The organism is Kribbella pittospori (assembly GCF_004331465.1).
Taxonomy (GTDB): Bacteria; Actinomycetota; Actinomycetes; order Propionibacteriales; family Kribbellaceae; genus Kribbella; species Kribbella pittospori.
The window spans coordinates 191,041-215,209 of record NZ_SJKB01000004.1; the positions used below are offsets into that span (position 1 = coordinate 191,041).

The 24,169-nt window shown below is 68.7% G+C and carries 28 protein-coding genes, 2 tRNA genes and 1 riboswitch; of the genes, 12 read left to right on the forward strand and 18 right to left on the reverse strand.

What is annotated here, in order from left to right:
* The first annotated feature begins 167 nt into the window (after nt 1-167).
* On the forward strand, nt 168-869 hold the full coding sequence (locus tag E0H73_RS14530; RefSeq protein ID WP_165555672.1) for a hypothetical protein: 702 nt from the start codon (nt 168-170) through the stop codon (nt 867-869).
* Nucleotides 870-885: 16 nt separating this feature from the next.
* Here the strand turns inward: E0H73_RS14530 and E0H73_RS14535 are convergent, their stop codons facing one another.
* Genes E0H73_RS14535 through E0H73_RS14545 form a run of 3 tightly spaced genes read right to left on the reverse strand, consistent with a single transcriptional unit; the run spans nt 886 to nt 3,595 of the window.
* Nucleotides 886-1,800, reverse strand: coding sequence for an aminoglycoside phosphotransferase family protein (locus E0H73_RS14535; RefSeq protein WP_202867390.1), 915 nt, complete (start codon nt 1,798-1,800; stop codon nt 886-888).
* Nucleotides 1,797-2,801 (reverse strand): NAD(P)H-dependent glycerol-3-phosphate dehydrogenase, encoded by a 1,005-nt coding sequence (locus E0H73_RS14540; protein ID WP_131355316.1) that lies wholly within the window; start codon nt 2,799-2,801, stop codon nt 1,797-1,799. The genes E0H73_RS14535 and E0H73_RS14540 overlap by 4 nt, the downstream gene beginning before the upstream one ends.
* Nucleotides 2,798-3,595: a lysophospholipid acyltransferase family protein gene (locus tag E0H73_RS14545; RefSeq protein ID WP_131355319.1), complete on the reverse strand. Its 798-nt coding sequence runs from the start codon at nt 3,593-3,595 to the stop codon at nt 2,798-2,800. Before E0H73_RS14545 ends, E0H73_RS14540 begins: the two co-directional genes overlap by 4 nt.
* A gap of 16 nt (nt 3,596-3,611) precedes the next feature.
* Between E0H73_RS14545 and cofC the strand changes: the two genes are divergently transcribed.
* On the forward strand, nt 3,612-4,283 hold the full coding sequence (gene cofC, locus E0H73_RS14550; protein WP_131355322.1) for a 2-phospho-L-lactate guanylyltransferase: 672 nt from the start codon (nt 3,612-3,614) through the stop codon (nt 4,281-4,283).
* 53 nt (nt 4,284-4,336) lie between these two features.
* Nucleotides 4,337-4,543 (forward strand): hypothetical protein, encoded by a 207-nt coding sequence (locus E0H73_RS14555; protein ID WP_131355325.1) that lies wholly within the window; start codon nt 4,337-4,339, stop codon nt 4,541-4,543.
* A 135-nt stretch (nt 4,544-4,678) separates the two neighbouring features.
* Here the strand turns inward: E0H73_RS14555 and E0H73_RS14560 are convergent, their stop codons facing one another.
* From E0H73_RS14560 to leuC, 4 genes are all read right to left on the reverse strand, one after another.
* Nucleotides 4,679-5,251: an HU family DNA-binding protein gene (locus E0H73_RS14560; protein WP_131355328.1), complete on the reverse strand. Its 573-nt coding sequence runs from the start codon at nt 5,249-5,251 to the stop codon at nt 4,679-4,681.
* 214 nt (nt 5,252-5,465) lie between these two features.
* Nucleotides 5,466-6,620: a magnesium/cobalt transporter CorA gene (gene corA / locus E0H73_RS14565; protein WP_131355330.1), complete on the reverse strand. Its 1,155-nt coding sequence runs from the start codon at nt 6,618-6,620 to the stop codon at nt 5,466-5,468.
* A 264-nt stretch (nt 6,621-6,884) separates the two neighbouring features.
* The gene (leuD, locus tag E0H73_RS14570; RefSeq protein WP_131355333.1) at nt 6,885-7,484 is read right to left on the reverse strand and encodes a 3-isopropylmalate dehydratase small subunit; all 600 of its coding nucleotides are present in this window, start codon (nt 7,482-7,484) and stop codon (nt 6,885-6,887) included.
* A 14-nt stretch (nt 7,485-7,498) separates the two neighbouring features.
* The gene (gene leuC, locus E0H73_RS14575) at nt 7,499-8,929 is read right to left on the reverse strand and encodes a 3-isopropylmalate dehydratase large subunit (RefSeq protein ID WP_131355335.1); all 1,431 of its coding nucleotides are present in this window, start codon (nt 8,927-8,929) and stop codon (nt 7,499-7,501) included.
* Between the two features lie 142 nt (nt 8,930-9,071).
* On the opposite strand from leuC, the gene E0H73_RS14580 reads away from it, so the two are divergent.
* From E0H73_RS14580 to E0H73_RS14590, 3 genes are all read left to right on the forward strand, one after another.
* Nucleotides 9,072-9,791 carry an IclR family transcriptional regulator gene (locus E0H73_RS14580; RefSeq protein WP_012922430.1) on the forward strand — a complete coding sequence of 240 codons (720 nt, stop codon included), beginning with the start codon at nt 9,072-9,074 and terminating at the stop codon, nt 9,789-9,791.
* A gap of 71 nt (nt 9,792-9,862) precedes the next feature.
* Entirely contained in the window at nt 9,863-10,687 is an 825-nt protein-coding gene (locus E0H73_RS14585; protein WP_202867391.1) for an alpha/beta fold hydrolase, read from the forward strand.
* A gap of 9 nt (nt 10,688-10,696) precedes the next feature.
* Nucleotides 10,697-11,548 (forward strand): helix-turn-helix domain-containing protein, encoded by an 852-nt coding sequence (locus E0H73_RS14590; RefSeq protein ID WP_238164001.1) that lies wholly within the window; start codon nt 10,697-10,699, stop codon nt 11,546-11,548.
* A gap of 15 nt (nt 11,549-11,563) precedes the next feature.
* Here E0H73_RS14590 and E0H73_RS47185 read toward each other — a convergent pair whose 3' ends face one another.
* The 8 genes from E0H73_RS47185 to E0H73_RS14625 all read right to left on the reverse strand — a co-directional run bounded on the left by E0H73_RS47185 (nt 11,564) and on the right by E0H73_RS14625 (nt 17,645).
* Nucleotides 11,564-11,944, reverse strand: coding sequence for a multicopper oxidase domain-containing protein (locus E0H73_RS47185; RefSeq protein WP_238164002.1), 381 nt, complete (start codon nt 11,942-11,944; stop codon nt 11,564-11,566).
* Nucleotides 11,908-13,467: a multicopper oxidase family protein gene (locus E0H73_RS14595; protein ID WP_238164003.1), complete on the reverse strand. Its 1,560-nt coding sequence runs from the start codon at nt 13,465-13,467 to the stop codon at nt 11,908-11,910. The genes E0H73_RS47185 and E0H73_RS14595 overlap by 37 nt, the downstream gene beginning before the upstream one ends.
* 14 nt (nt 13,468-13,481) lie before the next feature.
* Nucleotides 13,482-13,934 carry a DUF6220 domain-containing protein gene (locus E0H73_RS14600; protein WP_202867392.1) on the reverse strand — a complete coding sequence of 151 codons (453 nt, stop codon included), beginning with the start codon at nt 13,932-13,934 and terminating at the stop codon, nt 13,482-13,484.
* Between the two features lie 108 nt (nt 13,935-14,042).
* A tRNA-Glu gene (locus E0H73_RS14605) sits at nt 14,043-14,118 on the reverse strand.
* Between the two features lie 78 nt (nt 14,119-14,196).
* Nucleotides 14,197-14,268 (reverse strand) — tRNA-Gln (locus E0H73_RS14610).
* A 118-nt stretch (nt 14,269-14,386) separates the two neighbouring features.
* The gene (locus E0H73_RS14615) at nt 14,387-15,328 is read right to left on the reverse strand and encodes a CPBP family intramembrane glutamic endopeptidase (protein ID WP_131355338.1); all 942 of its coding nucleotides are present in this window, start codon (nt 15,326-15,328) and stop codon (nt 14,387-14,389) included.
* The gene (gene gltX / locus E0H73_RS14620) at nt 15,329-16,864 is read right to left on the reverse strand and encodes a glutamate--tRNA ligase (RefSeq protein ID WP_131355341.1); all 1,536 of its coding nucleotides are present in this window, start codon (nt 16,862-16,864) and stop codon (nt 15,329-15,331) included.
* Entirely contained in the window at nt 16,857-17,645 is a 789-nt protein-coding gene (locus E0H73_RS14625; protein WP_131355344.1) for a fumarylacetoacetate hydrolase family protein, read from the reverse strand. The genes gltX and E0H73_RS14625 overlap by 8 nt, the downstream gene beginning before the upstream one ends.
* 41 nt (nt 17,646-17,686) lie before the next feature.
* Here E0H73_RS14625 and E0H73_RS14630 point away from each other — a divergent pair, with 41 nt between their 5' ends.
* Genes E0H73_RS14630 through E0H73_RS14640 form a run of 3 tightly spaced genes read left to right on the forward strand, consistent with a single transcriptional unit; the run spans nt 17,687 to nt 19,222 of the window.
* Entirely contained in the window at nt 17,687-18,169 is a 483-nt protein-coding gene (locus tag E0H73_RS14630; RefSeq protein WP_238164004.1) for a GNAT family N-acetyltransferase, read from the forward strand.
* Nucleotides 18,166-19,017, forward strand: a complete 852-nt coding sequence (locus E0H73_RS14635) for a 3-methyladenine DNA glycosylase (protein ID WP_131355349.1) — start codon at nt 18,166-18,168, stop codon at nt 19,015-19,017. The genes E0H73_RS14630 and E0H73_RS14635 overlap by 4 nt, the downstream gene beginning before the upstream one ends.
* Nucleotides 19,018-19,027: 10 nt before the next feature.
* Nucleotides 19,028-19,222 carry a hypothetical protein gene (locus tag E0H73_RS14640; RefSeq protein ID WP_131355352.1) on the forward strand — a complete coding sequence of 65 codons (195 nt, stop codon included), beginning with the start codon at nt 19,028-19,030 and terminating at the stop codon, nt 19,220-19,222.
* Here E0H73_RS14640 and E0H73_RS14645 read toward each other — a convergent pair.
* Complete coding sequence (locus tag E0H73_RS14645) at nt 19,185-19,829, reverse strand: class I SAM-dependent methyltransferase (RefSeq protein WP_131355356.1); 645 nt, start codon at nt 19,827-19,829, stop codon at nt 19,185-19,187. The genes E0H73_RS14640 and E0H73_RS14645 overlap by 38 nt on opposite strands.
* A 100-nt stretch (nt 19,830-19,929) precedes the next feature.
* On the opposite strand from E0H73_RS14645, the gene E0H73_RS14650 reads away from it, so the two are divergent.
* The gene (locus E0H73_RS14650) at nt 19,930-20,802 is read left to right on the forward strand and encodes an NAD-dependent epimerase/dehydratase family protein (protein ID WP_238164043.1); all 873 of its coding nucleotides are present in this window, start codon (nt 19,930-19,932) and stop codon (nt 20,800-20,802) included.
* Here E0H73_RS14650 and E0H73_RS14655 read toward each other — a convergent pair.
* Both E0H73_RS14655 and E0H73_RS14660 read right to left on the reverse strand, forming a co-directional pair.
* Nucleotides 20,789-21,616, reverse strand: coding sequence for a class I SAM-dependent methyltransferase (locus tag E0H73_RS14655; RefSeq protein ID WP_131355366.1), 828 nt, complete (start codon nt 21,614-21,616; stop codon nt 20,789-20,791). The genes E0H73_RS14650 and E0H73_RS14655 overlap by 14 nt on opposite strands.
* Nucleotides 21,617-21,624: 8 nt before the next feature.
* Nucleotides 21,625-21,861, reverse strand: a complete 237-nt coding sequence (locus E0H73_RS14660) for a hypothetical protein (RefSeq protein ID WP_131355369.1) — start codon at nt 21,859-21,861, stop codon at nt 21,625-21,627.
* Nucleotides 21,862-21,994: 133 nt separating this feature from the next.
* Here E0H73_RS14660 and E0H73_RS14665 point away from each other — a divergent pair, with 133 nt between their 5' ends.
* Nucleotides 21,995-23,269 (forward strand): Fic family protein, encoded by a 1,275-nt coding sequence (locus E0H73_RS14665; protein ID WP_238164005.1) that lies wholly within the window; start codon nt 21,995-21,997, stop codon nt 23,267-23,269.
* A gap of 59 nt (nt 23,270-23,328) precedes the next feature.
* On the forward strand, nt 23,329-23,910 hold the full coding sequence (locus E0H73_RS14670) for a DinB family protein (protein WP_131355372.1): 582 nt from the start codon (nt 23,329-23,331) through the stop codon (nt 23,908-23,910).
* Nucleotides 23,911-23,981: 71 nt separating this feature from the next.
* Nucleotides 23,982-24,137, forward strand: a riboswitch (cobalamin riboswitch).
* The last annotated feature ends 32 nt before the right edge of the window (nt 24,138-24,169 follow it).

Here is a 24,169-nt window from a genome sequence, read left to right on the forward strand (position 1 = left end):
GCTCATCATCAGTCCGCGAACCCACAGGCGGATAGGGCCACGCCCCCAGGGCACCCAGGAGGATCTCCGGATCACGACGCGAGCCGCGCACCTGCCGCCTGGGGCCGGTCCGGTCCGACGCTGAGGTGTCCAGCGCTGACGGCAGCGCACTCTCGAAGGAGTTGCTCATGTCCACCACAGCTTCGAAGGCCGCGAAGACCGAACGGAAACCCCGTGACGTGCGCGGCTTCTGGCGGGTCCTGCTCGCCGTCCTCGCCCCGGTGCCGATGCTGCTGCAGGGCATCGTCTACCTGATCAACCCGGTCGGCGGCAACGCACCGTTCGACCAGGCGCTCGCCGCGATCGCCGCTGACCAGGGCCGGTTCGAGCTCATGCAGTGGTTGCAGGTGCCGTTCTTCTTGCTGATCCCGGCGACCTTCGCCGTCGCCTGGGTGACGCGCCGGCAGGTGCCGCGACTGTCGACCGCCGGAGCCGTCGTCTGTCTCGGCGGTCTGGGCGCCGGACTGTTCCTGCTAGGTGGTCCGGTGACACCGGACTACATGACAGTCCATGCAGGGCTGGACCCGGCGGTGATGGACAAGTTCTCCACCGCGATGGAAGACCAGCCCATCGTCGCCCTCGGCGGCCTGCTGTTCATTCTCGCCATCACCGTCGGCCTGTTGCTGCAAGGTCTCGCCCTCTGGCGCAGCCGGGTGGCGCCCGCCTGGATGGGCATCGCCCTGGCAGTGGGCGGCTTCACCCACCCGTTCATGCCGACCCATGTGATCGCCGGCATCGGACTCATGGTCGCGGCAGTCGGCTTCGCCGGAGCCAGCGTGGCCCTGCTCCGCACCTCGAACGACGCCTTCGACCTGCCACCTCTCGGTTGACCGCGCACGCAGTACGTCAGCACCAGCTGATGGCCCAGTGATCCACCAGGGAGAGGATCCGGTCGAGGAGCGGGCCGCCCCGTGCCCGCCCGAAGCCGTGGCGCCTGCCGTGGAAGGCGGCCTGCACGACCTGGAGATGCGCCCACCGCCGGACGCGCTCCGGATCCAGCTCAGCGGCGTCGGCGAAGGTGTCCAGCTCGTGCAGCAGCGCCTTCATCAGGTCGTCGGACTCCATCAGCGCCAACGCACGGGGCTTGAGCAAGGTCGCGCCGTCGTACGCCGGATCCCCGGCGTACCCCTTGGGATCGACGGCCAGCCACGGTTCGCGGCCGGCGCGGAGGATGTTGTTGGAATGGAAGTCGCCGTGGACAACGAGGTCCGGCTGATCCCGGCCCAGTTCGTCGATCACCGCGAGTGCGGCGTCGACCACTGCCACAGGCAGGACACCTGCGAACTCCGCGGCGTCCTTGCGAAGCTCCTCGTCCCAGCCGTCGGCCTGCTCCGCCAGCCGCGGTAGCCCCGCCGGTGCCGGGATCGACAGCCGGCGACTGAGCCGGCCCGCCACGGTAGCGATCTCGTCGCCGTCACCGAGCTCTCTCAGCGTCGAGGGCTCTGCTCGCTCGAGCAGCATGGCGAAGCGGTCGTCGTCCCGCTCGTACAAACGCACCGCACCGCGGCCGTCCCAGGCTGCGAAGGCATCCGGCTCGTGCACGTTGCCGGGGTGCGGGAACGACACCTTGAGCGCAGCGGGTCCACCGGCATGCCGTACTGGTGCGATCACGCCGACCTGACCGTGGCCGAGCGGACCGTCGAGCGCGCAGTCCCAGTGGGCCAGCAGATCCTCGATGATCGTCGGCAGCTCGGACAGCCAGGCCTCGCCTGCCTCGCCTTCGCGGTCGACCGTCGATTGCGCAAAGGCGGCAGGGATCATCCCCAGCGCTCCGACTTGGCCGACCGGGAGACGAGGCTGAACAGCATGTCCTTGGGCGTCATCTCGCCGGCCACGACCTTGGTGACGTGTTCGGCGATCGGCATCTCGACGTCGTGGTGATGAGCCAGGTCGGTGATCGACGAGCAGGACTTCACACCCTCGGCGACCTGGCGGGTAGCGCCGGCGATCTCGGCCACGGTCATGCCCTTGCCGAGGTTCTCGCCGAAGGTCCGGTTCCGCGACAGCGGTGACGAGCAGGTCGCGACCAGGTCACCCAAGCCGGCCAGCCCGGAGAACGTGTGCTCCTGTGCGCCCAGCGCCCTCCCCAGGCGGGCAGTCTCGACCAGACCGCGGGTGATGACCGACGCGCGCGCGTTGTCGCCGAAGCCGAGGCCGACCGCCATCCCCACGGCCAGGGCGATCACGTTCTTGGTCGCACCACCGAGCTCACAGCCGATCACGTCGTTGTTCGTGTACGGGCGGAATGCCGGCGAATGGCACAGCTTCTGCAGCCGCGTCGCGGTCCCTTCGTCGGCACAGGCGACGACGGATGCGGCAGGTTGTCCTTCGGCGATCTCCCGCGCAAGGTTGGGTCCTGACACCACGGCGATCCGCTCCGGTCCGGCGCCGGTGACCTCCGCGATCACCTCGCTCATCCGCTTCGTCGTACCGACCTCGACGCCCTTCATCAGGCTGACCAGGGGTACGGCGTTCGGCAGTACGTCGGCCCAGTCCTTCAAGTTCTCCCGCAACGACTGACTCGGGACCGCCAGTACGACGGCCTCCGCACCATCGGCAGCCGCGGCCGGATCGTGGGTCGCGGTGATCGTGTCCGGGAGTCGCAGTCCAGGCAGGTAGTCGGGGTTCTCGTGCTGGGCGTTGATCACTTCGCACAGGGACTCACGCCGTCCCCAGACGGACACCTGGTTCCCCGCGTTCGCCAGCACCGTGGCGAACGCCGTACCCCAGGAGCCGGCTCCGAACACCGCTACCTTCGTCATGCCGTCTCCTCACCATCGTCGGCTGCACGCGCCTTGCGCAGGTCGTAGAGCTCCTTGGGCGGGGTCTCGCCGCGCAACTCGCCCAGCGTGGCAGCGACCTCGGCCATGATCACCTCGGTTGCCTCGTGCAACAGCGAGTTGGTGATCGGCTTGCCCTGGAACGCGCTCAGGTCGACCGGCTTGCCGGCCCGCACGAGCAGCGTCTTGCGCGGCAGCAGCCGGATCCGCACGCCGCGGCCGGTGTAGGACTTGATGACCTCCTGGGCGCCCCAGTTGGCGATCGGGACCACCGGACAGCCGGTCATCAAGGCGATCCGGGCGGCGCCGGTCTTGCCGGTCATCGGCCACATCGCGGGGTCGCGGGTGATCGTGCCCTCGGGGTAGACGCCGACGCACTCGCCCCGCTCGACCGCGGCGACGGCGTCCCGGAACGCGTCCGCGGCCTGGGTGGAGTCCCGGTAGACGGGGATCTGGCCGGCGCTGGTGATGATCCGGCCGAGCACCGGCAGCTTGAACAGCGACGCCTTGCCCAGGAACCGCGGAATCCGCCGGCACTCCCAGATGAAGTATCCGAGCACGACCGGGTCGAAATGCGAGATGTGGTTCGGCACGTAGACCACGCCGCCGGAGCGGGGCATGTTCTCCCGGCCGGTGAAGGTGCACTTGGTGAACACCAGCATGAACGGCTTCACGATCACGACGATCAGGCCGAACCAGAAGCCCCGGGGTGGCCGGGGATCTTTCCGCTGCCCGTCCACTGCTGCCTCCTGGTGCTCGTGCCTGCCATCGGTCATGGGAGAATCCTGCCTGATGGCAGACCTACAGGTCGCTCCCTGGACCCTGGTGATCCCGGTGAAGCGTACGGCGATCGCGAAGAGCCGGCTCGCTGCCGCCTACCCACAGCACCGTCCGGAGCTCGCGCGCGCCTTCGCTGTCGACACTACTGCCGCGGCCCTCGCCTCTCCCCTGGTCCATGCCGTCCTGGTCGTGACCGACGATCCGGTGGTGTCCGGAGACGTCACCGCGGTCGGCGCTCGGGTGGTGCCGGACCTCCCGGCCGCAGGCCTCAACGAAGCCTTGCTGCACGGCGCCACTGTCGCCGCTGCGGAGTTCCCGGAGCACGGGGTCGTTGCCCTCTCGGCAGATCTGCCCGCTTTGCGGCCCGCCGAGCTGACCGCCGTACTCGCGGCTTGTGTCGCACCCCGGTCCTTCGTCATCGACCTTCCCGGCACGGGTACGTCGCTTCTTGCGGCACAGCCCGAGGTCGCGCTGGACCCGCGGTTCGGTGTGGGTTCCGCACTAGCCCACCAAGCATCCGGGGCGATACCGATCGAGTTGAGCGGCATCGAGTCGGTACGACGTGACGTCGACACGGCAGCCGATCTGGCCCACGCCGTACAACTGGGAGTCGGCGAAGCGACCGCGGATGTGATGTCACTTGTGCTCGGCGCCGCGACTGGGACCGAGAGCCTCGCCGGCTGACTGACCGGGGCGGTGGGGTGGGCGACGAATCAATACTGCTCTAAGTTGGGCGCATGCAGGCAACTGTGAGCCGCTACGACACCGAGACGTTCTCCGGTGCGGTGCTGACCGACACCGGGATCGAGCTGCCCTTCACCGTGCACGCGGTCGCGGACACCCCGGTCCGGCATCTGCGCGTCGGCCAGCGGGTCCGGATCGAGACCACCGGCTCGGGCGCGGATCTCAGCGTGACCAGGGTCGATTTCGGCACCGTGCTGTAATTTCGGCACCGTGCTGTAGAAGGTTGCCAAAGGCATCCGGACACGGCGCTGTGCACACGGCGAAGGCCGGTCGCCCCTGGAGTGGGGTGACCGGCCTTCGCTGTAGTGCGTACTGCGGTGCTGCAGTGCTGAAGGTCAGCGAGACGATGCGCGCTTCGCCGGAGCCTTCTTGGCGGGGGCCTTCTTGGCCGGCGCCTTCTTGGCAACGGTCGCCTTCTTCGCCGGAGCCTTCTTGGCCACGGTCTTGGCCGGGGCCTTCTTGGCCACGGTCTTCGCCGGCGCCTTCTTGGCAACCGTCTTGGTGGCCGTCGCCCTCTTGGCGGCGGTCTTGGTCGCCGCGGCCTTGGCCGGAGCGGCCTTCTTCGCCGGGGCGGCCGCCTTGGTGGCGGTCGCGGCCGGCTTCGGCACGACGAGCTTCGGCAGCTTCTTCGCGCCGGAGACGACGGCCTTCAGCTCCGCACCCGCGCGGAACTTCGGAACCACGGTCTTCTTGGCACGCTTGGTCTCACCGGTCCGCGGGTTGCGCACGATGCGCGCCCCACGCTCGATGGCCTCGAAGGCACCGAAACCGGTGATGGCGACCTTGCCACCCTTTTTGGTCAGCTCGCGCTCCACGGTGTCGATCACCGATTCCAGTGCGTGCTGGGCCTGGCGGCGGTTTCCGTCGAAGTGCACTGCGAGCGCTTCGACCAACTGGCTCTTGTTCACTGCTTCCCTCCGTGAACACTAGGCGTCGAGCACAGCGCTCGATCTCACGTGAACGTTATGGACTCCAGTGCCAGTTCACAAACACCAACGCGGCAATTCGGCCTTGTTTTGGGCGATTCGTGCCACAATTTGGCCCGATCCGGCCGTTCCGGGCCTTCAGAATCCCTGCTGAGCAACGATCCGATGCCCAGCGTGACCGGGTGGAGGACGGGTTTTACAACCAGCCGCGACGCTTGAAGATCTGGTGCAGACCCCCACACACCAACGCCATCAGGCCGATCGCGAACGGGTACCCGAACTGCCAGTGCAGCTCGGGCATGCTGTCGAAGTTCATCCCGTAGACGGTGCCGATCAGCGTCGGCGCGAACAGGATCGCCGCCCAGGCGGAGATCCGCTTCACCTCTTCGTTCTGCTCGCTGCTGGCGATCGCGAGGCTCTTCATCTCCTCGTTCTGCTGCTGGGCCACCAGGGTCGCGTTCACGGTCAGGATGTCGCGCAGCAGTTCGCGGAAACCGTCGACCTTCTCCACCACCTCGGTGACGTGGTCGGCCACATCGCGCAGCGAACGCTGCAGTTCCTCGTCGATGCCGTACTTCTCGAATCCGCCGCGCAGCGCCTCGAGGATCGCGACCAGCGGCCGGGTCGCGCGCTGGAACTCGATCACCTCACGGGACAGTTCGTAGATGCGCCGCGACACCTTCGGGTCGCCGCGGAACACCTCGGTCTCGATCTCGTCGATGTCGTTCTCCAGGCCGGCGACCACCGGCGCGTACCCGTCGACGACCTTGTCCATGATCGCGTACAGCACGGCCTCGGTGCCCCGGTCCAGCAACTCGGGATCGCGTTCGACCCGGCGCCGTACCGCGGCCAGGTTGGGCGCCTCGGCATGCCGGACCGTCACCACGAAGTCCGGGCCCACGAACACGTGCACCTCGCCGAACTCGACCTCCTCGGTCGCGTCCCGGTAGCGGGCGGCCTTCAGTACGACGAACAACGTGTCGCCGTAGCGCTCCAGCTTCGGCCGCTGATGGGCCTGGATGGCGTCCTCGATGGCCAACTCGTGCAGGTCGAACTCCTGGGCCAGCGACGCGAGTTCGCGCCGGTCCGGCCGGTACAGGCCGATCCAGGCCAGGCTCTTGGGCGCCTTGTGCAGCACGTGATAGGTCTCGGCCAGCGAACCCGGCGACGCGACCCGGCGGCCGTCGCAGTAGATCGCACTGTCGACGACGCTGTGTCCCTTGGGCTTCGGCAGGTCGCGCGGCTTCTCGGCCGGCTCGACGACAGGAGCAGCGGCATGCTTGCGGGCGGCGGTGCGAAGCGAGGGGGTGCGGCCGAAGGCGCGCAGCGTGCGCAGGCGCAGGTCGGACATGAGTCCTCCAGGTGCGGTGAGGCGAGTGAGTGATGGGCACGCGTCTGCCCGACCCCCACGGCACTCAAGCCGCAACTACCAGAGGATTCCGCCTCTCAAGGTCGAGCGAGACCGGTATGTCTGGAGGGATCGCTGTTCATCAGCGCCTCACCTCCTCGGTCTCGCAAGCCTTGTTCTGACAACCCGGTAAGGGTAACACCAGAGTTATCGCCGCCGATGTGCTGCGCGTTACGGCGGCGACAACTCCAGCTGTCTCAGGCCTTCTCAGGCCTTCGCCGGCAACGTGGCCGGCTTGAAGGCGGGCCGGGTCGCCTCGTACGCGGCGATCTCGGCCTCGTGGGACAAGGTGATGCCGACGTCGTCGAGACCGTTCAGCAACCGGTAGCGGGTGTAGTCGTCGATCTCGAACGGCGCCGAGACGTCACCGGCGGAGATCGTCTTGTGCTCCAGGTCGACGGTCACCTTGGTGCCCGGGTCGGCCTCGATCGCGGTCCACAGCCGCTCCACGACGTCCTGCTCGACCAGGGCCGCGAGCAGCCCGGCCTTGCCCGAGTTGCCGCGGAAGATATCGCCGAACCGCGAGGACACGACAACCCGGAACCCGTAGTCGAGCAGGGCCCAGACCGCGTGCTCCCGCGACGATCCGGTGCCGAAGTCCGGTCCGGCCACGAGCACCGAGACACCGCCGTACTCGGGCTGGTTCAGGACGAACTCGGGATCGTTGCGCCAGGCCGCGAACAGCCCGTCCTCGAAGCCGGTCCGGGTGACCCGCTTCAGATAGACGGCCGGGATGATCTGGTCGGTGTCGACGTTGCTGCGGCGCAGCGGGGCCGCCGTACCGATGTGCTGGGTGAAGGCTTCCATTCTTCCTCTGCTCCTCAGACGTTCTCGGGTACGGCGACGTCGACCGGCGGCAGGTCCGCGGGGGCTGCGAGGGTCCCGGTGACCGCTGTCGCGGCGGCAACCAGCGGGGACACCAAGTGGGTCCGGCCGCCCTTGCCCTGACGTCCTTCGAAGTTCCGGTTCGAGGTGGAGGCGCTGCGCTCCCCCGGGGCCAACTGGTCCGGGTTCATGCCCAGGCACATCGAGCATCCGGCTCCACGCCATTCGGCGCCCGCGTCCTTGAAGATCGCGTCCAGGCCCTCGGCCTCGGCCTGCAACCGGACCCGGCCCGATCCCGGCACGACAAGCATCCGGGTGCCCTCGGCAACCTTCCGGCCGGCCAGCACTCCGGCGGCGGCACGCAGGTCCTCGATCCGGCCGTTGGTGCAGGAGCCCAGGAACACTGTGTCCACGTGGATCTCGCGCATCGGCGTACCGGCGGTCAGGCCCATGTACTCCAGCGCCCGCTCGGCCGCACGCTTGTCGTTCTCGTTGCCGAAGTCGTCCGGCGACGGGACGGACTCCGACAGCGGGATGCCCTGACCGGGGTTGGTGCCCCAGGTGACGAACGGCGTGATGTCCTCGGCGCGCAGGATGACCTCACGGTCGAAGGTCGCGTCCGCGTCGGTGGCCAGGCTCTTCCAGTACTCGACCGCGGCTTCCCAGTCGACGCCCTGCGGCGCGTGCGGCTTGTCCTGCAGGTACGCGAACGTGGTCTCGTCCGGCGCGATCATGCCGGCCTTCGCGCCCCACTCGATCGACATGTTGCAGATCGTCATCCGGGCTTCCATGCTCAGCGCGCGGATCGCCTCACCGCGGTACTCGACGATGTAGCCCTGGCCGCCGCCGGTGCCGACCTGCGCGATCAGCGCCAGCACCAGGTCCTTGGCCGAAACACCGTCGGGCAGTACGCCGTCGACCGTGACCGCCATCGTCTTCGGCCGGGCCTGCATCAGCGTCTGGGTGGCCAGCACGTGCTCGACCTCGCTGGTACCGATGCCGAAGGCAATCGCCCCGAACGCGCCGTGCGTGCTCGTGTGGCTGTCACCACAGACCACGGTCATGCCGGGCTGGGTCAGTCCGAGCTGCGGGCCGATCACATGGACGACGCCCTGGTCCGGGTCGCCAAGCGTGTGGATCCGGATGCCGAACTCCTCGGCGTTCTTCCGCAAGGTGTCGACCTGGGTGCGCGACACCGGGTCGGCGATCGGCTTGTCCACGTCGAACGTCGGGACGTTGTGGTCCTCGGTGGCGATGGTCAGGTCCGGGCGCCGTACCTGCCGGCCGCCCAGCCGGAGGCCGTCGAACGCCTGTGGACTGGTCACCTCGTGCACCAGGTGAAGGTCGATGTAGAGGAGGTCGGGTTCCCCGTCGGCATGGCGCACGACGTGCGCATCCCACACCTTTTCCGACAACGTCCTACCCATCAGACTTCTCCTCCTTGGATACTTTTCCCAACCCCACCGCGCCGGTCGAGGCGTCTGGTGAGGTGCTGTATCGCTCACAGTGCTCTCGATTGGGTCACGGAAGCGACTTGCGTTCCACGATTCGAGACGGCAATATCGTCTCATGGACAACTCTAGCGGAGTCGGCGTTCTCGACAAAGCAGCCCTCGTTCTGTCCGCCCTCGAGTCCGGGCCGGCGACCCTGGCCGGCCTGGTGGCGGCCACGGGGCTGGCCCGTCCGACGGCGCACCGGCTGGCGGTGGCGCTGGAGCACCACCGGCTGGTCGGGCGCGACATGCAGGGCCGGTTCGTGCTCGGCCCGCGGCTCAGTGAGTTGGCCTCGGCCGCCGGTGAGGACCGGCTGCTCGCGACCGCCGGCCCGGTGCTGGCGCGACTGCGCGACATCACCGGTGAGTCGGCGCAGTTGTTCCGCCGCCAGGGTGAGTACCGCGTGTGCGTCGCTGCCGCCGAGCGTCCGTCCGGCCTGCGGGACACCGTGCCGGTTGGCAGTCAGCTGACCATGGCGGCCGGCTCCGCCGCGCAGATCCTGCTTGCCTGGGAGGACCCGGAGCGGATGCACCGCGGTCTGCACAACGCCACCTTCAACGCGGCCGCGTTGGCCGGTGTACGGCGCCGCGGCTGGGCTCACTCGGTCGGCGAACGCGAGCAGGGTGTCGCGTCCGTCTCCGCTCCGGTGCGTTCCCCGTCCGGCAAGGTGATCGCGGCCGTGTCGGTGTCCGGCCCGATCGAGCGGTTGTCCCGCCAGCCCGGCCGGATGCACGCCCCCGCCGTGATGGCTGCGGCCGAGCGCCTGTCCGAGGCCCTCCGCCGCGCGTCCGAGTAGCCCACACCTCAATCCCGGCGCCCTGACATTCGTCCAAGACCGGCGGTCGGCAGCCGCATAGCGTCCCGTGCATGGTTCATCACGACGTCGAGCTCGTGCACGGGATGCACGTGGTCCACGACGGCCCGCGGACAGCGTCGCCGTTGGTGCTCATTCATGGATCGGGCGCTTCGGGCGCATCCTGGGGCCCGGTGGTCGAGGCACTCGCCGGCCGCCATCGCGTCATCCGGGTCGACCTCCCCGGATGCGGCCGGTCCCCGGCGGCAGCGGCGTACGACGTGCCTCACCAGGCGCGCCGCGTTGCCGAGCTGCTCGATGACCTGGGCCTGCGGGACGTCCCCGTGGTCGGGCACTCCAGCGGCGGCTGGGTCGCCACCTCGCTCGCCGAACAGCGCCACGACCTGGTGGGTTCGCTCGTGCTGATCAGCACCGCCACCAGCCTCGATGCGCTGCAGCCGCAACCGTTCATCCTGCGAGCCCTGCTGGCCCCGCCCTTCGGCCCGCTGCTGTGGCCGAGGCGGTCGGACGCGATGATCCGCAGGGGAATCGGGGCAACGATGGTTCGTCCGGTCGAGATTCCGGATGACGTGGTCGCCGATCTGAAGAACACCACGTACCGCACGTTCCGGAAGGTCCTGCGATGCAACGGCGCGTACGTCAGCGAGCGGAGTACACCCGACCGCCTCGCCGACCTCGACGTCCCCGTGCTCGTGCTCTTCGGCGCCGCCGACCCCCGGTACTACCCGGCCACAGCGCGCCGGTACGACGCGGTGCCGAACACACGGCTCGAGATGCTGCCCGGCGTCGGGCACATGCCCATGCTCGAGGCGCCCGAGCTGACCAGCGAACTCCTGCTGGGCTTCACGGTTGCCGCCGCGGACACTCCCACTCCGTAGACTGATCACGTGCTGTCGAGTGGCACATCACCCAGCTGGACCTGGTCGGACGTGGACATCGCTGTACCGCGCCCGTCAGCTCGGCTGCCGGGGATCAGGATGGCCGGGTTCGGCGTCCGTGCTTGCGCATTCGTGGACATCGCCATGGTTGCCCATCCGTCGGTCACCCTGCTGTTCGACCTGAGCGAGGCAGGAGGCATCGGCTACGAGGCGAATGGGGGCCAGTACCAGCGCGGCAGCTTCGTCGCAGGGCTCCTCCCGGGTCAGCTTCGGGCCGGTGGCTGGAACGGCGAGTGTCTCCAGATCCGCTTGTCCCCGGTGGTCGCGGCCTCGGTGTTCGGTGCGTCGACCGAGCTCTCCGGGACGGTCGCAGCTCTGGAAGATGTCTGGCTCCGCGACGACGCCAGGCAGCTCGAGGAGAGACTGCGCGCCACGAGCTCTTGGGACGAACGGTTCGCGATCGCGGCGGACGTCCTCACCCGGCGCCTGGACGGCCGGTCATCGATCGATCCGGAGGTCGCCCATACCTGGCGGCGGACGGTCGCCGGCCGCGGGCGGATCCGGGTCGACGGCCTGGCGGACGAGGTCGGCTGGAGCCGGCAGCGCCTGTGGTCCCGCTTCCGCTCCCAGATCGGCCTCACGCCCAAACGCGCCGCACAACTGGTGCGCTTCGACCACGCCGCTCACCTGCTCGCGGCGGGCCATGCCCCTGCGAGCGCTGCGGCCCAGAGCGGTTACGTCGACCAGTCCCATCTTCACCGCGACGTCAAAGCCATCACAGGAATCACCCCGTCCGCCGTGGCCACCGCGCCATGGCTCGCGATCGACGACGTCGCCTGGCCCGCGGCCTCCCGAACCTGACACCCGGCTCGCGCATCACATGTGACCGTGTGTCTGGGCGAATGATGAGGTGATGCCGTCGTAGACGAGGCGGAGCATCATTCCTTGATCTGCGTGCGGCAGGTTGTGGCAGTGGTTCATCCACATCCCGGGGTTCGTGGCTCTGAACGCCACCTCCCACACCTCGCCCGGGCGGACGTCGAAGGTGTCCACCCACAACGGGCTGCCGGTACGGCGTTTGCCGTTCCGGGAGAGGACCAGCACGGGATGTCCGTGCAGGTGCCACGGATGATTGGCAAGGCTCCGATTCACCACGCTGAACCGGACCAGGTCGCCCCCGGCGACCAATTGGTCGGGGATCGACGGGTGGCCCAGACCGTTCACGGTGTAGGCGTACGTCGGCCGGCCGTCGACCATCGCCAGACCTCGTCGAGGACCAAGGTGAAGTGGCGGTCGGCGTCCGCGGCATCGAACGGCACCGCAGCGGGTGTGCCGTAGCCGAGCAGATCGAGCTCAGGAACGTTCTCGTACGGCGGTTCGGGCGTAGCGCCGTTCTCAGCGTGCAGCAGCAGCCCCCGGTCCGGATCGTCGTCGACGACAAGGGCAACGGACGTGGACGGCATGTCGAACGTGACGTCGTATCTGCCACCGGCCGGCAATCGCAGTGCCACATCACTGACGTCGTCGGGTCTGTTGAGATCTCTTCCGTCCACCGCGGCGACTCGGAAGGGAGTGCCGGTCAGCGCGAAGCGATGGGGTTCGGAGTCGGTGTTGACCAATCGCAGCCGGACCGCGGTGCCGGCGGCGGTCGTGCGTTGCATGCGAGTGTCGTGAGCTCCGAGGAGCACCGCGCCATCGAGGGTGTGCACTGGCAGCGTCAGGTCCAGGGACCGCTCGGGTCGAGGAGCCCGGGGATGTACGACGAAGGTGCCGTACAACCCCATCCGCACGCCGACGGCCGATGCCTGATGGGTGTGGTACCAGTACGTCCCCACCTGATCGGCTCGGAAGTGGTAGACGAACTCCCCACCAGGAGCCACCCAGTCCTGCGTCAGACCCGGTACCCCGTCCTCGCCGCAGGCGACGTCGTAGCCGTGCCAGTGGATCGTCACACCCTCGTCGATGTCCGCGTTCCGAAGTGTCACCTCGATCAGGTCGCCCTCGGTCGCCGTGATCGGTGGCCCAGGCAGCTGGCCGTCGTACGTCCAGGCCTGGAGCTCGCGCCCGGACGGAAGCCGCACCGTCGTGGTCCGGGCGGTGAGGACGTGGCGTCGGACGGTTCCGCCCGGAGCCGGAGTGAGCGCACCGCGCAGGTCTGCCACCGACAACTGGTGGTGCTGGTGGGAGCTCGGCGCGGCACCGCCCCCGCCGGTGACCGACGCAGTGGGCGCGAGCGACAACGCGGCCCCACCTCCTGCCGCACCGGCCACGACCGCACCTCCGGCGAAGGTGAGGACCTGACGACGAGAGAACCGGCGCGTAGACGTGGACGCCGGTGCTGGGACCGCGTCGCTACGCAGCACCCGAGCCGTCAGCAGTACGGCGAGACCGACGAGAGCGACGGTGATCAACGCGGCTCCCCACGTCACCGGGTAGCCGACGAGGAAGGTCACCGCGAGCCCGGCAAGCGCGGCATAGGCGGCCGTCAGCAAAGCCAGCACGCTGCTCGCCGACACCGGGTGTATCCGGGTCCGTGCGGCGTACACGGAGGCCACCAGCGCGGCGGTCACGAGCATCGGCAGCCCCAGAAGCACCTTCTCCTGGACGAACCACCAGCCGGCACTCGCCAGTCCCACAACGACCGCGACTCTGATCAGTGTGGTGGTCAGGGCCGCTACCAGGAGCGCGCGTGACAGTCGTGTTCTGCCGAGGGCAGCGGTGATGCCTGCCGCGAACCAGCCCGCGACGTTGAGTACGCCGACGACATCGTCCAGGAGCATCCAATGAATCGTCGTCATCGCGACGGCCGGGCTGACCGGTCTCGCGACTCGGTCGTGCCCGGCTCGTCACCCGGCTTGAGTGCGCGCGCCTGGGCGACGACTCTGCCGGCCGTGATCGCGATGGCGATCGCGTTGATCGCGTGCAGCCCGAACACGAGCTTGGCCGTCGTGCTGGTGGTCCCACCGGAGTCGTCGATCGCTCCCGCGACCTCTGCGATCACGATCTGGAGCAGCACGAGACCGGCAACAAGGCCGGTCCTGCCGATCAGTCGGCCAGGGAGCCGGGCCGCGGCTGCCAGCAGCGTGAGGACAACGGCGAACAGAAGAATCCCGTAGCCGAGCGCGCGGTGCGGCACGAACGACTCGTCTCGGCCGGCGGAGTCGAAGGCACCCATCCCGGCGAGGAAGAACTGCAGGGCGATCGCCAGGAGCAACAGCGTGGACAGTGAGGTGAAGATCTTGCGCATGGCAGCCATGCTCACGGTCGGCGCGGGTGCGTGGCTTGGACGAATGTCCGCACCCCGGAACGACAACAGCCGGACCCACACTCCGTGGATCCGGCTGCTTGCCTTCTCTGGTAGCCCCGACGGGATTCGAACCCGCGCTACCGCCTTGAGAGGGCGGCGTGCTAGGCCGCTACACAACGGGGCCAGAGGGTTGTCGTCCGGTCCTCACGGGCCGGGCAACGAGGTTGAACCTTACCGATTTCCGTCGGTGCGGTCCAATCCGCTGGGGTACTAGGACTCGAACCTAGACTAACTGAACCAGAATCAGACGGGCTGCCAATTACCCCATACCCCAAAGGCATTTCACTGCCGTTGTGAGACCGTCTCCGCCCTCACAACCTGGCTCGAAGAGAGTACCCGAGCAAGGGCTCGGACACCAAAACGGGGGTGCCGGTGGCGGGTTGTCACTCCCGTCACACCAGCCTCGTGCCCGGGTGCGGAGCCGGCGTCAGCGGCAGGTCGCACACAGTCGCCAGCTTCATCCTCCGGGCCAGCCACAACGCGACCGCGCCGAACAGCGCGAACTTCACCACATCCACCGTCACCAGCGACCAGGGCGCGTCCTTCGCGCCCAGGCTGGCACCCACGCTGTTCGTCAGCGCCGCGAACACGAACGTCACCACGTTGTTCGCCGCGTGCGCCGCGATCGACGCCTCCAGCCCACCGGTGCGTACGACGAGGAAGCCCGCAACCAACCCGAACGCGAACCGGTCCAGGAACAGCGCCGGGCTCTCCCACGGCCACACCCCGTGCGCCATGGTGAACAGCACCGTCGTGACGAGCACCGCGATCACCGAACTCCGGACCAGCGCGCCGACGGCCTGCAGCAGATAGCCGCGGAAGAAGTACTCCTCCCCCGCCGCCTGGAACGTCGACGTGAGCAGCGTGACCGCGATCACGCCGGCCGCATCCGGCGCGATCCCGCTGCCACCATCACCACCGATGAGCTCGACGCCGCCGAGCTGGATCACCCCGAGCATGACCAATTCGGTCACGACGGCGGCCACCGCGAACCACGCCAGCGGCCGCCACCGCAGCCGGCCGATGACCGAGGACAACAGCCCCGGTGCCTGCCGGTTGAGCGCCCGCGCGACCAGCATGCTCAGCGGGATCAGCACGATCAGCGACAGGTTCGTCGCCAGCAGCCCGAGCCACGAGACCGTGCCCTCGGGGTCCTTCCGGATGCCCTGCTGGATCCCGAGCACGACCACGCTCGTGATCATCCAGCCGACCAGGATCGCTGCGGCGCCGAGGACGACGTACCCCCGCGGTGCCTCCGGGTTCACCAGCAGCCGCTGGTACGGCGGAGGCCCCGCATCGGACCTGTCCGTCGCCGGCGTCACGTCCTGCGGCATCTAGCCCGCCAGGAGGGAAGCACGCGCCTGCTCGAGCCGGTGCAGGGCCTTCTCCCGGCCGAGCAGCTCGAGCGACTCGAACAGCGGGGGCGAGATCCGGCGTCCGGAGATCGCCACCCGGACCGGGCCGAACGCGTTCTTCGGCTTCAGGCCGAGCCCCTCGATCAGCGAGGTGCGCAGCGACGCCTCGATCGCCTCAGTCGTCCAGTCCACGTCGGCCAACGCCTTCACCGACGCCTCGAGAACCGCGCCCGCGTCACCGGTCAGCACCTTCGCGGCGGCGTCCGGGTCGACGCTGAACGCCGCATCGTCGACGAACAGGAAGCCGAGCATGTCGACCGACTCCGACAGCGTGTTCATCCGCTCCTGCACCAGCGGTACGGCGGCCTGCAGGACAGCCCGCTGCTCCGCCGACGGCTCGGCCGGCAGCACGCCCGCCTTGGCCAGGAACGGGATCATCCGGGAACCGAACTCCTCCGGCGCCAGCATCCGCATGTGCGCGGCGTTGATCGCCTCGCACTTCTTCGGGTCGAACCGGGCCGCGTTCGAGTTCACCTTGCGGATGTCGAAGGCCTCGATCATCTCCGCCATCGTGAACACGTCGCGGTCGTCGGCGATCGACCAGCCGAGCAGGGCCAGGTAGTTCAGCAGGCCCTCGGGCAGGAAGCCGCGCTGCATGTACTCGCCGAGGCCGGAGCCCGGGTCGCGCTTGGACAGCTTCTTGTTGCCCTCGCCCATCACGAACGGCAGGTGCCCGAACCGCGGCGTCCGGCCGCTGCCGACGCCGATCTCGGCCAGCGCCTCGTAGAGCGCGACCTGCCGCGGTGTGGACGGCAGCAGGTCCTCGCCGCGGAGCACGTGGGTGATCTCCATCAGCGCGTCGTCGACCGGGTTCACCAGCGGGTAGAGCGGGTAGCCGTTCGCGCGGACCAGGACGTAGTCGCTCAGGTTCTCGGGCAGGAAGGTGATCTCGCCGCGGACCAGGTCGTCGAACACGATCGGCCGGTCCGGCATCCGCAGCCGGACCACGGGCCGGCGGCCCTCGTCGACGTACGCCTTGACCTGCTCCTCGGTGAGCATGCGGCAGTGGCCGTCGTACCCGCTGTGCTGGCCGGCGGTACGCGCGGCCTCACGACGCTGCTCGAGCTCCTCCTGCGAGCAGTAGCAGTGATACGCCCGGCCGGCCGCCAGCAGCTTGGCGACGACGTCGGCGTAGATGTCCATCCGCTCGGTCTGCTGGTACGGGCCGAAGTCGCCGCCCTTCTCCGGGCCCTCGTCCCAGTCGATGCCCAGCCAGCGCAGCGACTCCAGGGTGAAGCTCAGCCCGTCCGGGGTGTTGCGGGCGACGTCGGTGTCCTCGATCCGCAGAACCAGCTTCCCGCCGTAGTGGCGGGCGAAGGCCCAGGCGAACAAGGCCGTCCGGATGTTGCCGACATGCAGGTAGCCGGTCGGGGACGGTGCGAACCGCAGCCGCACCTGGTTCGGTTCGAGGCCACCCAGGACGTCGTCGTCGGTGGGGGCTGGCCGGTCAGTCACGCACGATCACCTTGTTCGTCAGAGTTCCGATTCCTTCGACGCTGATCGCGACCTCGTCGCCGGGCAGCATCGGGCCGACACCCGCGGGGGTGCCGGTGAGCACCACGTCGCCGGGCAGCAGCGTGGTGAAGGAGGTGATGTAGGCCAGCACCTCCGGGATGCCGAAGATGAACTGCGACGTCCGCCCGTCCTGCTTCGGCTCGCCGTTCACCTGCGTGCTGACCCGCAGGTCGGACACGTCGAGCTCGGTGCTGATCCACGGGCCGAGCGGGCAGAACGTGTCGTAGCCCTTGGCCCGGGCCCACTGCCCGTCGCTCTTCTGCAGGTCGCGCGCGGTGACGTCGTTGGCGATCGTGTAACCGAAGATCACCTCGTTCACCCGCTCCTTGGGCAGGTCGCGGCAGATCCGGCCGATCACGATCGCCAGCTCGCCCTCGAAGTGCAGGTTGTTGGTCTGCTCGGGGTACACGATGCCGTCCCGCGGTCCGATCACCGAGGTGTTCGGCTTCAGGAAGATCAACGGCTCGGCCGGTACGTCGTTGCCGAGCTCCTCGGCGTGCGCCGCGTAGTTGCGGCCGACGCAGACCACCTTGCTGCGCGGGATCACCGGCGCGAGCAGCCGGACGTCGGCCAGTTGCAGCTTCTCCCCGGTGAACTGGACCGGCCGGTAGAGCGGGTCCGAGTCGAGCACGGACACGGTGCCGGTGAGCCCCTCGGGGTCGTCGGTCTCGACGACGCCGTACCTCGGCTCGTCGTCCACGGAGAATCTGGCGATACGCACGGCCCGAGCCTACCGGGGTAATGGAATGAGACAGTTATGTGGTGACGATCGAGATCCGGCAGGCCCTTCCTTCCGAGTACGACGCTGTCGGCGAGCTGACGGTTGAGGCGTACTCGCACGACGGTTATGTCCGCGGCGACTATGCGCGAACGCTGCGGGCGGCGGCTGATCGGGCGGCCAAGGCGGAGCTGTGGGTCGCGGCGGACGAGAGCGGACTGCTCGGCTCTGTTACCTACTGTCCGGCAGGCTCTGTGTACCGAGAGATCGGGCTGGACGACGAGGGCGAGTTCCGGATGCTCGGAGTGGTCGGCCGCGCCCGGGGACTGGGTGTCGGGACCGCGCTGACCGAGCGCTGCATCGAGCGCACGCGGGAGCTCGGTCTCGGCCGGATCGTGATGTGCAGCGCGACGTACATGACGACGGCGCACCGGATCTACCAGCGCCTCGGCTTCGTCCGCATCCCCGATCGCGACTGGTCCCCGATCGCCGGCGTCGATCTGTGGGCCTTCGCCCTGGACCTGTGACCGTCACCCTCAGCCCCGCCGAATGGACGTCGTACGAGACAGCCCATCGGAACCGCGTCGACGCCTTGGTCTCTGGGCATCTTGAGCGGCGACGCCGTCGGGAGGCGCACCCGGTCGAGGACTTCCTCTTCACCTACTACCCCACCCGCCCGAACCAGCTCCGCGTCTGGCATCCCGGACCGGGCGTGCTCTTGCTCGGAGCCACGCAGTACGACGGACGCCGCGGCTACACGTACGTCGACGGGGCGGCGAGTGTGGATCCGGCGGAGGTGGAGCGGCGGGCGGACAGCATTCGGTGGATCCGGCGGCTGCTGGGGGCGACGCTGGATCGCCAACCGCAGTTCGGCTGTTTCGGGCTGCACGAGTGGGCGATGGTCTACCGGACGTCCGACGTACGGCATGAGTCCTGGCCGTTGCGACTGGGATCGGAGGGGACGGATCAGGTGGTCGAGTCGCACAAGATCGCGTGCTCGCACTTCGACGCGTTCCGGTTCTTCACGGATTCCGCGCGGCCGCGGAACGTGTTGCAACCGACCCGGGAGTCCCAGCCGCAGCTCGAGCAGGGCGGTTGCCTGCACGCCAACATGGACCTTTACAAATGGGCATCGAAGCTGATGCCCTTCACTCCGAGTTCCTTGGTGCTGGACTGTTTCGAGCTTGCCCGCGACATCCGCACGCTCGACATGCGCGCCTCGCCGTACGACCTCTCCGCTCTCGGCTACTCCCCCGTGCCGATCGAAACCGCAGCAGGCAAAGCCGAGTACGCCGCCGCCCAGCGTGCCTTCGCCGAACGCGCCCGGCCACTCCGGCAGCAACTCGTCGACCTCTGCGACGAGTTGCTCGGCTAGGCTCGGCGGCATGGGGAAGATCGTCGCCATCGCGCTGGGTGCACTGCTGCTTGCCATCGGCGCGGTCTGGACGCTCCAGGGACTCGGCTACCTCAAGGGCAGCTCGATGACCGGCAGCTCGTTCTGGGCGATCGTCGGCCCGATCGTCGCGGCCGCCGGCGTCTCGCTCATCTACGTCGCGTTCCGCGGTCCGCAGAAACGGTGACGACCGCCCACTGGTAGTGCATAGAGCGACCGTCGTCCCAGGTCTCCCATTCGTCGACGGTGCCGTAGCGCTGCAGCGTCGCCCGCAGCACGTCATCCGTGCGGATGCTGAAGAAGCGCCCCGGACCGAAGCCGCTCTCGTCCTGCCAGACCTGCTCGCCGCCGGTGGCACTACCCCACAGACCGATCGCCAGCGGTGCGCCGGGACGCAGTACTCGCACGATCTCGCTCAGCGCCTGGTCGACATCCTCGTCCGCAACGTGCAGGAGTGTGCTCATCGTCCAGCCCGCGTCGAAGGTCTCGGCCTCGAACGGCAACTCCAGGACTGAAGCAACTTCTGCCTGGAGTCCGAGCGAACGGCACGTCTCGACGCTGGCGGGCGCAAGATCCACACCCACATAGGCGAACCCGGCATCCGCGATCGCCTGCCCGTCGCGCCCAGGCCCACAGCCGATCTCGAGCACCGACCGCCGACCATCCTGCTCCAGCCGCCCGAGGTACGCCGTACGCCGAGCGACCCTGGCATCAGGCAGCTCACGCCCGACCCGCGCTCCGACCTCATTGGTGTAGTAGGCAATCAAGTCGCTCTCACGTTGCTCCCGGTCCATCTCCCGATCCTAGAGACAGGCCGACTGGCCCACGGGCTCCGACGCCGATTGGCCCACTCCACTGAGCATTTCAGGCCCTACCGTGGCACTCGTGAAGGTGATGATTGCCGGCGCGACCGGAGCGATCGGACGACGGCTGGTCCCCCTCTTGATCGAGGCTGGGCATCAGGTGACCGGGACCACCCGCTCCGATGCGGGGCTCGAACAACTGCGGGCAGCCGGCGCGCACGGCGTACGACTCGATGTGTACGACGCGGATGCGGTCAAGGCCGCGGTCGCGGCTGCTGCGCCCGACGTGATCATGCATCAGCTGACCGACCTCAGCAGCGGCGTACCGGGCGGCAACGGCCGGATCCGACGCATCGGCAGCCGCAACCTCGTCGACGCAGCCCGCCAGGCCGCCGTACCCAAGATGGTCGCGCAGTCGATCGCCTGGGCCTATGAGGCCGGATCCGGGCCGGCCGTGGAGACCACTCCGCTGGATGAGTCGGCACCGGACCCGCGCGGTGCGACGGTGTCCGCCATCCGAGCGCTGGAGGACGGCGCGGCCGAGCTCCCGGAGTACGTCGTACTGCGGTACGGACTGCTCTACGGCCCGGGCACGTGGCTGCGCCGCGGTGGGTTGGCGGACGACGTACTGCGGAGTGAGCGGCCGGCCGAGCACCCGGGAGCAGCGATCTTCGGAGGTCTCATCGAGGGCGATGGTGTCTTCTCGTTGCTCCATGTCGACGACGCAGCACGGGCTGCCGTCGACGCCCTGAGCTGGCCGAGCGGCGCCGTCAACGTCGTCGACGACGAGCCGGCACCGACGCGCGAGTGGCTCCCCGTCTTCGCAGCGTCGGTGGGAGCACCCTCTCCGGCTCTGGCGTCGGGCCGCAGGCTGTGGGAGCGCGGCGCCGACAACGCCCTGGCCCGCTCGCTCGGTTGGACGCCGCTTCACCACAGTTGGCGCACCGGCTTCAGCGCCGAGTGACCGCCTTCAGGGCGAAGAGGAGTGGGATGCGTGGGGCGTCGTCCGGCAGGCGCCACCAGCCCTCGGCGGTCTGCTTCATGCTGGGCCAGCGCGGCCATTGCAGGACCTCGGATTCACGCAGGCTGGTGAGATGGAAGCCGGCGGACGCGAGGGTGTTGACCACCTCGCCCAGGCCGTGCATCCATTCGTAGCTCGTCTGACGGCCGGGCACCGCATCGCCGGTGTAGGTCATGGTCGAGTCGTGCGCGATCGGTCCGCGGCCTTCGAGGTAGTCGGCACGGATGATCAGGTCGTCCGACTCGCCTGGCAGCGACACCGGCCGCATCGCGTTCAGCAGTGGGTGGAACTCGACGACATACAACGCGCCGCCAGGCTTGAGGAGATCACGGACCACCCGCGCCCAGTGCTCGAGATCGGGCAGGTAGCACAGCGCGCCCTTGCCCGTGTAGACGACGTCGAAACGGCGACCCTTCACCGCGTCCACCGCGTCGTACACATTCGCGTGGACGTAATCGACCTCGACTCCTGCATCAGCAGCGATCTGCCGCGCCTCCTCGAGCGACTTGGCCGACAGGTCCAGCCCGGTCGTCCGCGCCCCGCGCCGAGCGAAAGCGATGGTCTCTGTCCCCAGATGACACTGCAGATGCAGTACGTCGCGACCCTCGAGCGGACCGAGATCCTCCCACTCGTAGTCGGCGAACCAGAACTCGGCCGGCTGACTGTAGAAACGGCTCGCCGCGTGCAGCGGCGCCCGCGCATCCCAGTCCGCCTCGTTGGCGGCCACCATCTGCAGTGTCTGCGCGTCCAGTCGCATAAGCGTCCTCAGGCGTCGGAGTCGTCTGGCAGTCGACCGTAGGACAGATCCTTGGCCCGGTCGAACGTATTGCCGTCCGGGTGATGCGCGTGCGGCAGCGCCGAATCGGTGTCCAGGTCGAAGCCGACCGCTTCCTCCGACTCGGTGACGTCGTCCGTCGCCGGATGGTGCTGGTGGTGCGGCAGGTGTTTGCCGAGAGAGTGCAGCAGACCGGAATGCTCGTCCTGCGGCTCGGTCTCCGTCATCGCCGGGCTCCTTCGGTAGTCGCCCTTCGACGCCGGGCGGGGGCCTGATCGTGACGCGTTCGGATGGCCAGCGGGTGAACGGCGCCTGCGTGCGCCCTTGTTCAAGGTTGCGAAATAAGCTTGAATAAGAGGTATGGCACGGGTGGAGTTGCATCGGTGGCCTGGGCATCCGGACGGATTCACTCGGGCCGAGCGGTTGGGCGGGTCGTACGAGCTGTACTTCCCGGACCCGCTGGTCGGGCGCGGGTTCGACCTGAGCGACGACGTGCTCGCGGCCTTGGAGGACGCCGCCGGCGATCTGGCCCGCCTGGACGCGACGGCCGCCGTACTGACGAACAGTGAGGCCCTGGCCCGCTTGCTGCTGCGCGCGGAGGCTGTCGGGTCGTCGCAGATCGAGGGGTTGGTGGTCGGCGCGCGTCGCCTGCTCAAGGCCGACGTACTGCGGGACCGGCAGCGCGACGTCACCGCCGAGGAAGTGCTCGGCGCGGTCGACGCGATGACGTGGGCGACCGAATCCGTCCACGCCGGCGACAAACTCGAAGTCGACCATCTGCTCGAGGCGCACCGGCAGTTGATGGCCCAATCCCCCACACCCGAATTCGGCGGCGAGGTCCGCTTCCTGCAGAACTGGATCGGCGGCCGCTCCCCCGCCGAGGCGTACTACGTCCCGCCGCCGGCGCACCTGGTGCCCGACCTGCTGGCGGATCTGATGACCTTCGTCCGCGAGTCCCGCCTGCCGGTGCTGGCGAAGACCGCGATCGCACACGCCCAGTTCGAGACCATTCATCCATTTGCCGACGGCAACGGCCGGACCGGGCGCGCGCTGATCCACCTGATCCTGCGGGCGGATGGACTCATCACGCGGACCGTGCCACCGGTCTCGTTGTCGCTCGCCACCCACGCGATGCAGTACGTCGAGGCGCTGACGGCATTCCGGCATGTCGGTCGCGCCACCACCGCGAAGGCTCGGTCGGCGGCGAACCCCTGGCTGCGGATGTTCGCGATGGCCTGCAGCCACGCGACGGCGGAGGCCGCACGCTTCGAGCAGACGGCGGCCGAGCTCAAGTCCGGGTGGCGCGAGCGAGCCGCGCCTGTCCGTAGCGGCTCGGCGGCCGACCTGCTCATCGAGGCACTGCCCGCCGCGCCGGTGCTCACCCTCGCGGCGGCCGCGCAACTGGTCGACCGCTCCCAGCAGGCGACCAACCAGGGTCTGGCGAGGCTCGTCGAGGCCGGCATCCTGCGCGAGATCACCGACGGCCGGCGCAACCGCGTCTACGAGGCGCCCGAACTGATCGACGCGTTCACCCTGCTCGAACGCCGCTTCGCCAGCCCGGCCGCGGACACCCGGATCGAGCCGCCTAGCAGACCGGTTCCATCGAGGCCAGCACCAACACGCCACGCACATTGACTTCCGTCTCCCGAACGAGCAAGAATTCGAACATATGTTCGATCGTACAGGGAGAGACGATGCCAGAGCCGTTCGACTGGGACATCCTGCACCGCCCATCGGCGATGGCCATGGTCCGGGGCCAGCTCGGCTTCAGCTGGATGGTGTTGTCCGGCCGGCTCGCGCAGTTGACCGACGACCAGTACTTCTGGCGACCGAGCAGCGAGGCGCTGACCGTCGTACGCCGCCACTACACCGGGCGGTTCCGATCACTCGGGTCCGGCGAGTGGGTCGCGCAGTGGCCCGACGAGCCGGACCATCGCGGACCACGCACGATCGCCTGGCTGATCGCGCATCTGACCGAGACGTTCTTCGAGCGCTGGGAGTGGACCTTCGGGGCGAGCCAACAGGGACGCGCGGACATCAACCTGCACGGCAACGCGCGGGACGCGGTGGCGTGGCTGACGCATTGGGTCGAGGCCTGGCAGGACGCGATCGCCGACCTGGACGAGGAGCAGGTGATGACGATCGGCCTCAGCCAGGCGACCGAGCTGGACGCCGGCGAGCCGTTCGGTCACGTCGTACTGCGGCTGAATCGCGAGCTGATCCATCACGGCTCGGAGATCATGACGCTCCAGGATCTCTACGCGGTCGCGGCGTGAGATTCGGGCCGGGACCACAACATGTGCGACACGCGGCGTGGCGCTACCACAAGATCTAGGGGCGGCCACCTAACATCACTACTGCTGGTGGTTCGGAATGGTCGGCACCACAAGATGTGGGCCACTTCGAGGCAACAGGGGAATCCGGTGCGAGTCCGGAGCTGCCCCGCAACGGTGAGCGGAAGCCTTCCGCGAGTCCGGATACCTGCCACCGGCGCGTGCACCGCCGGTGCACGCGGTCCGAGACCTCGCGGGTGGG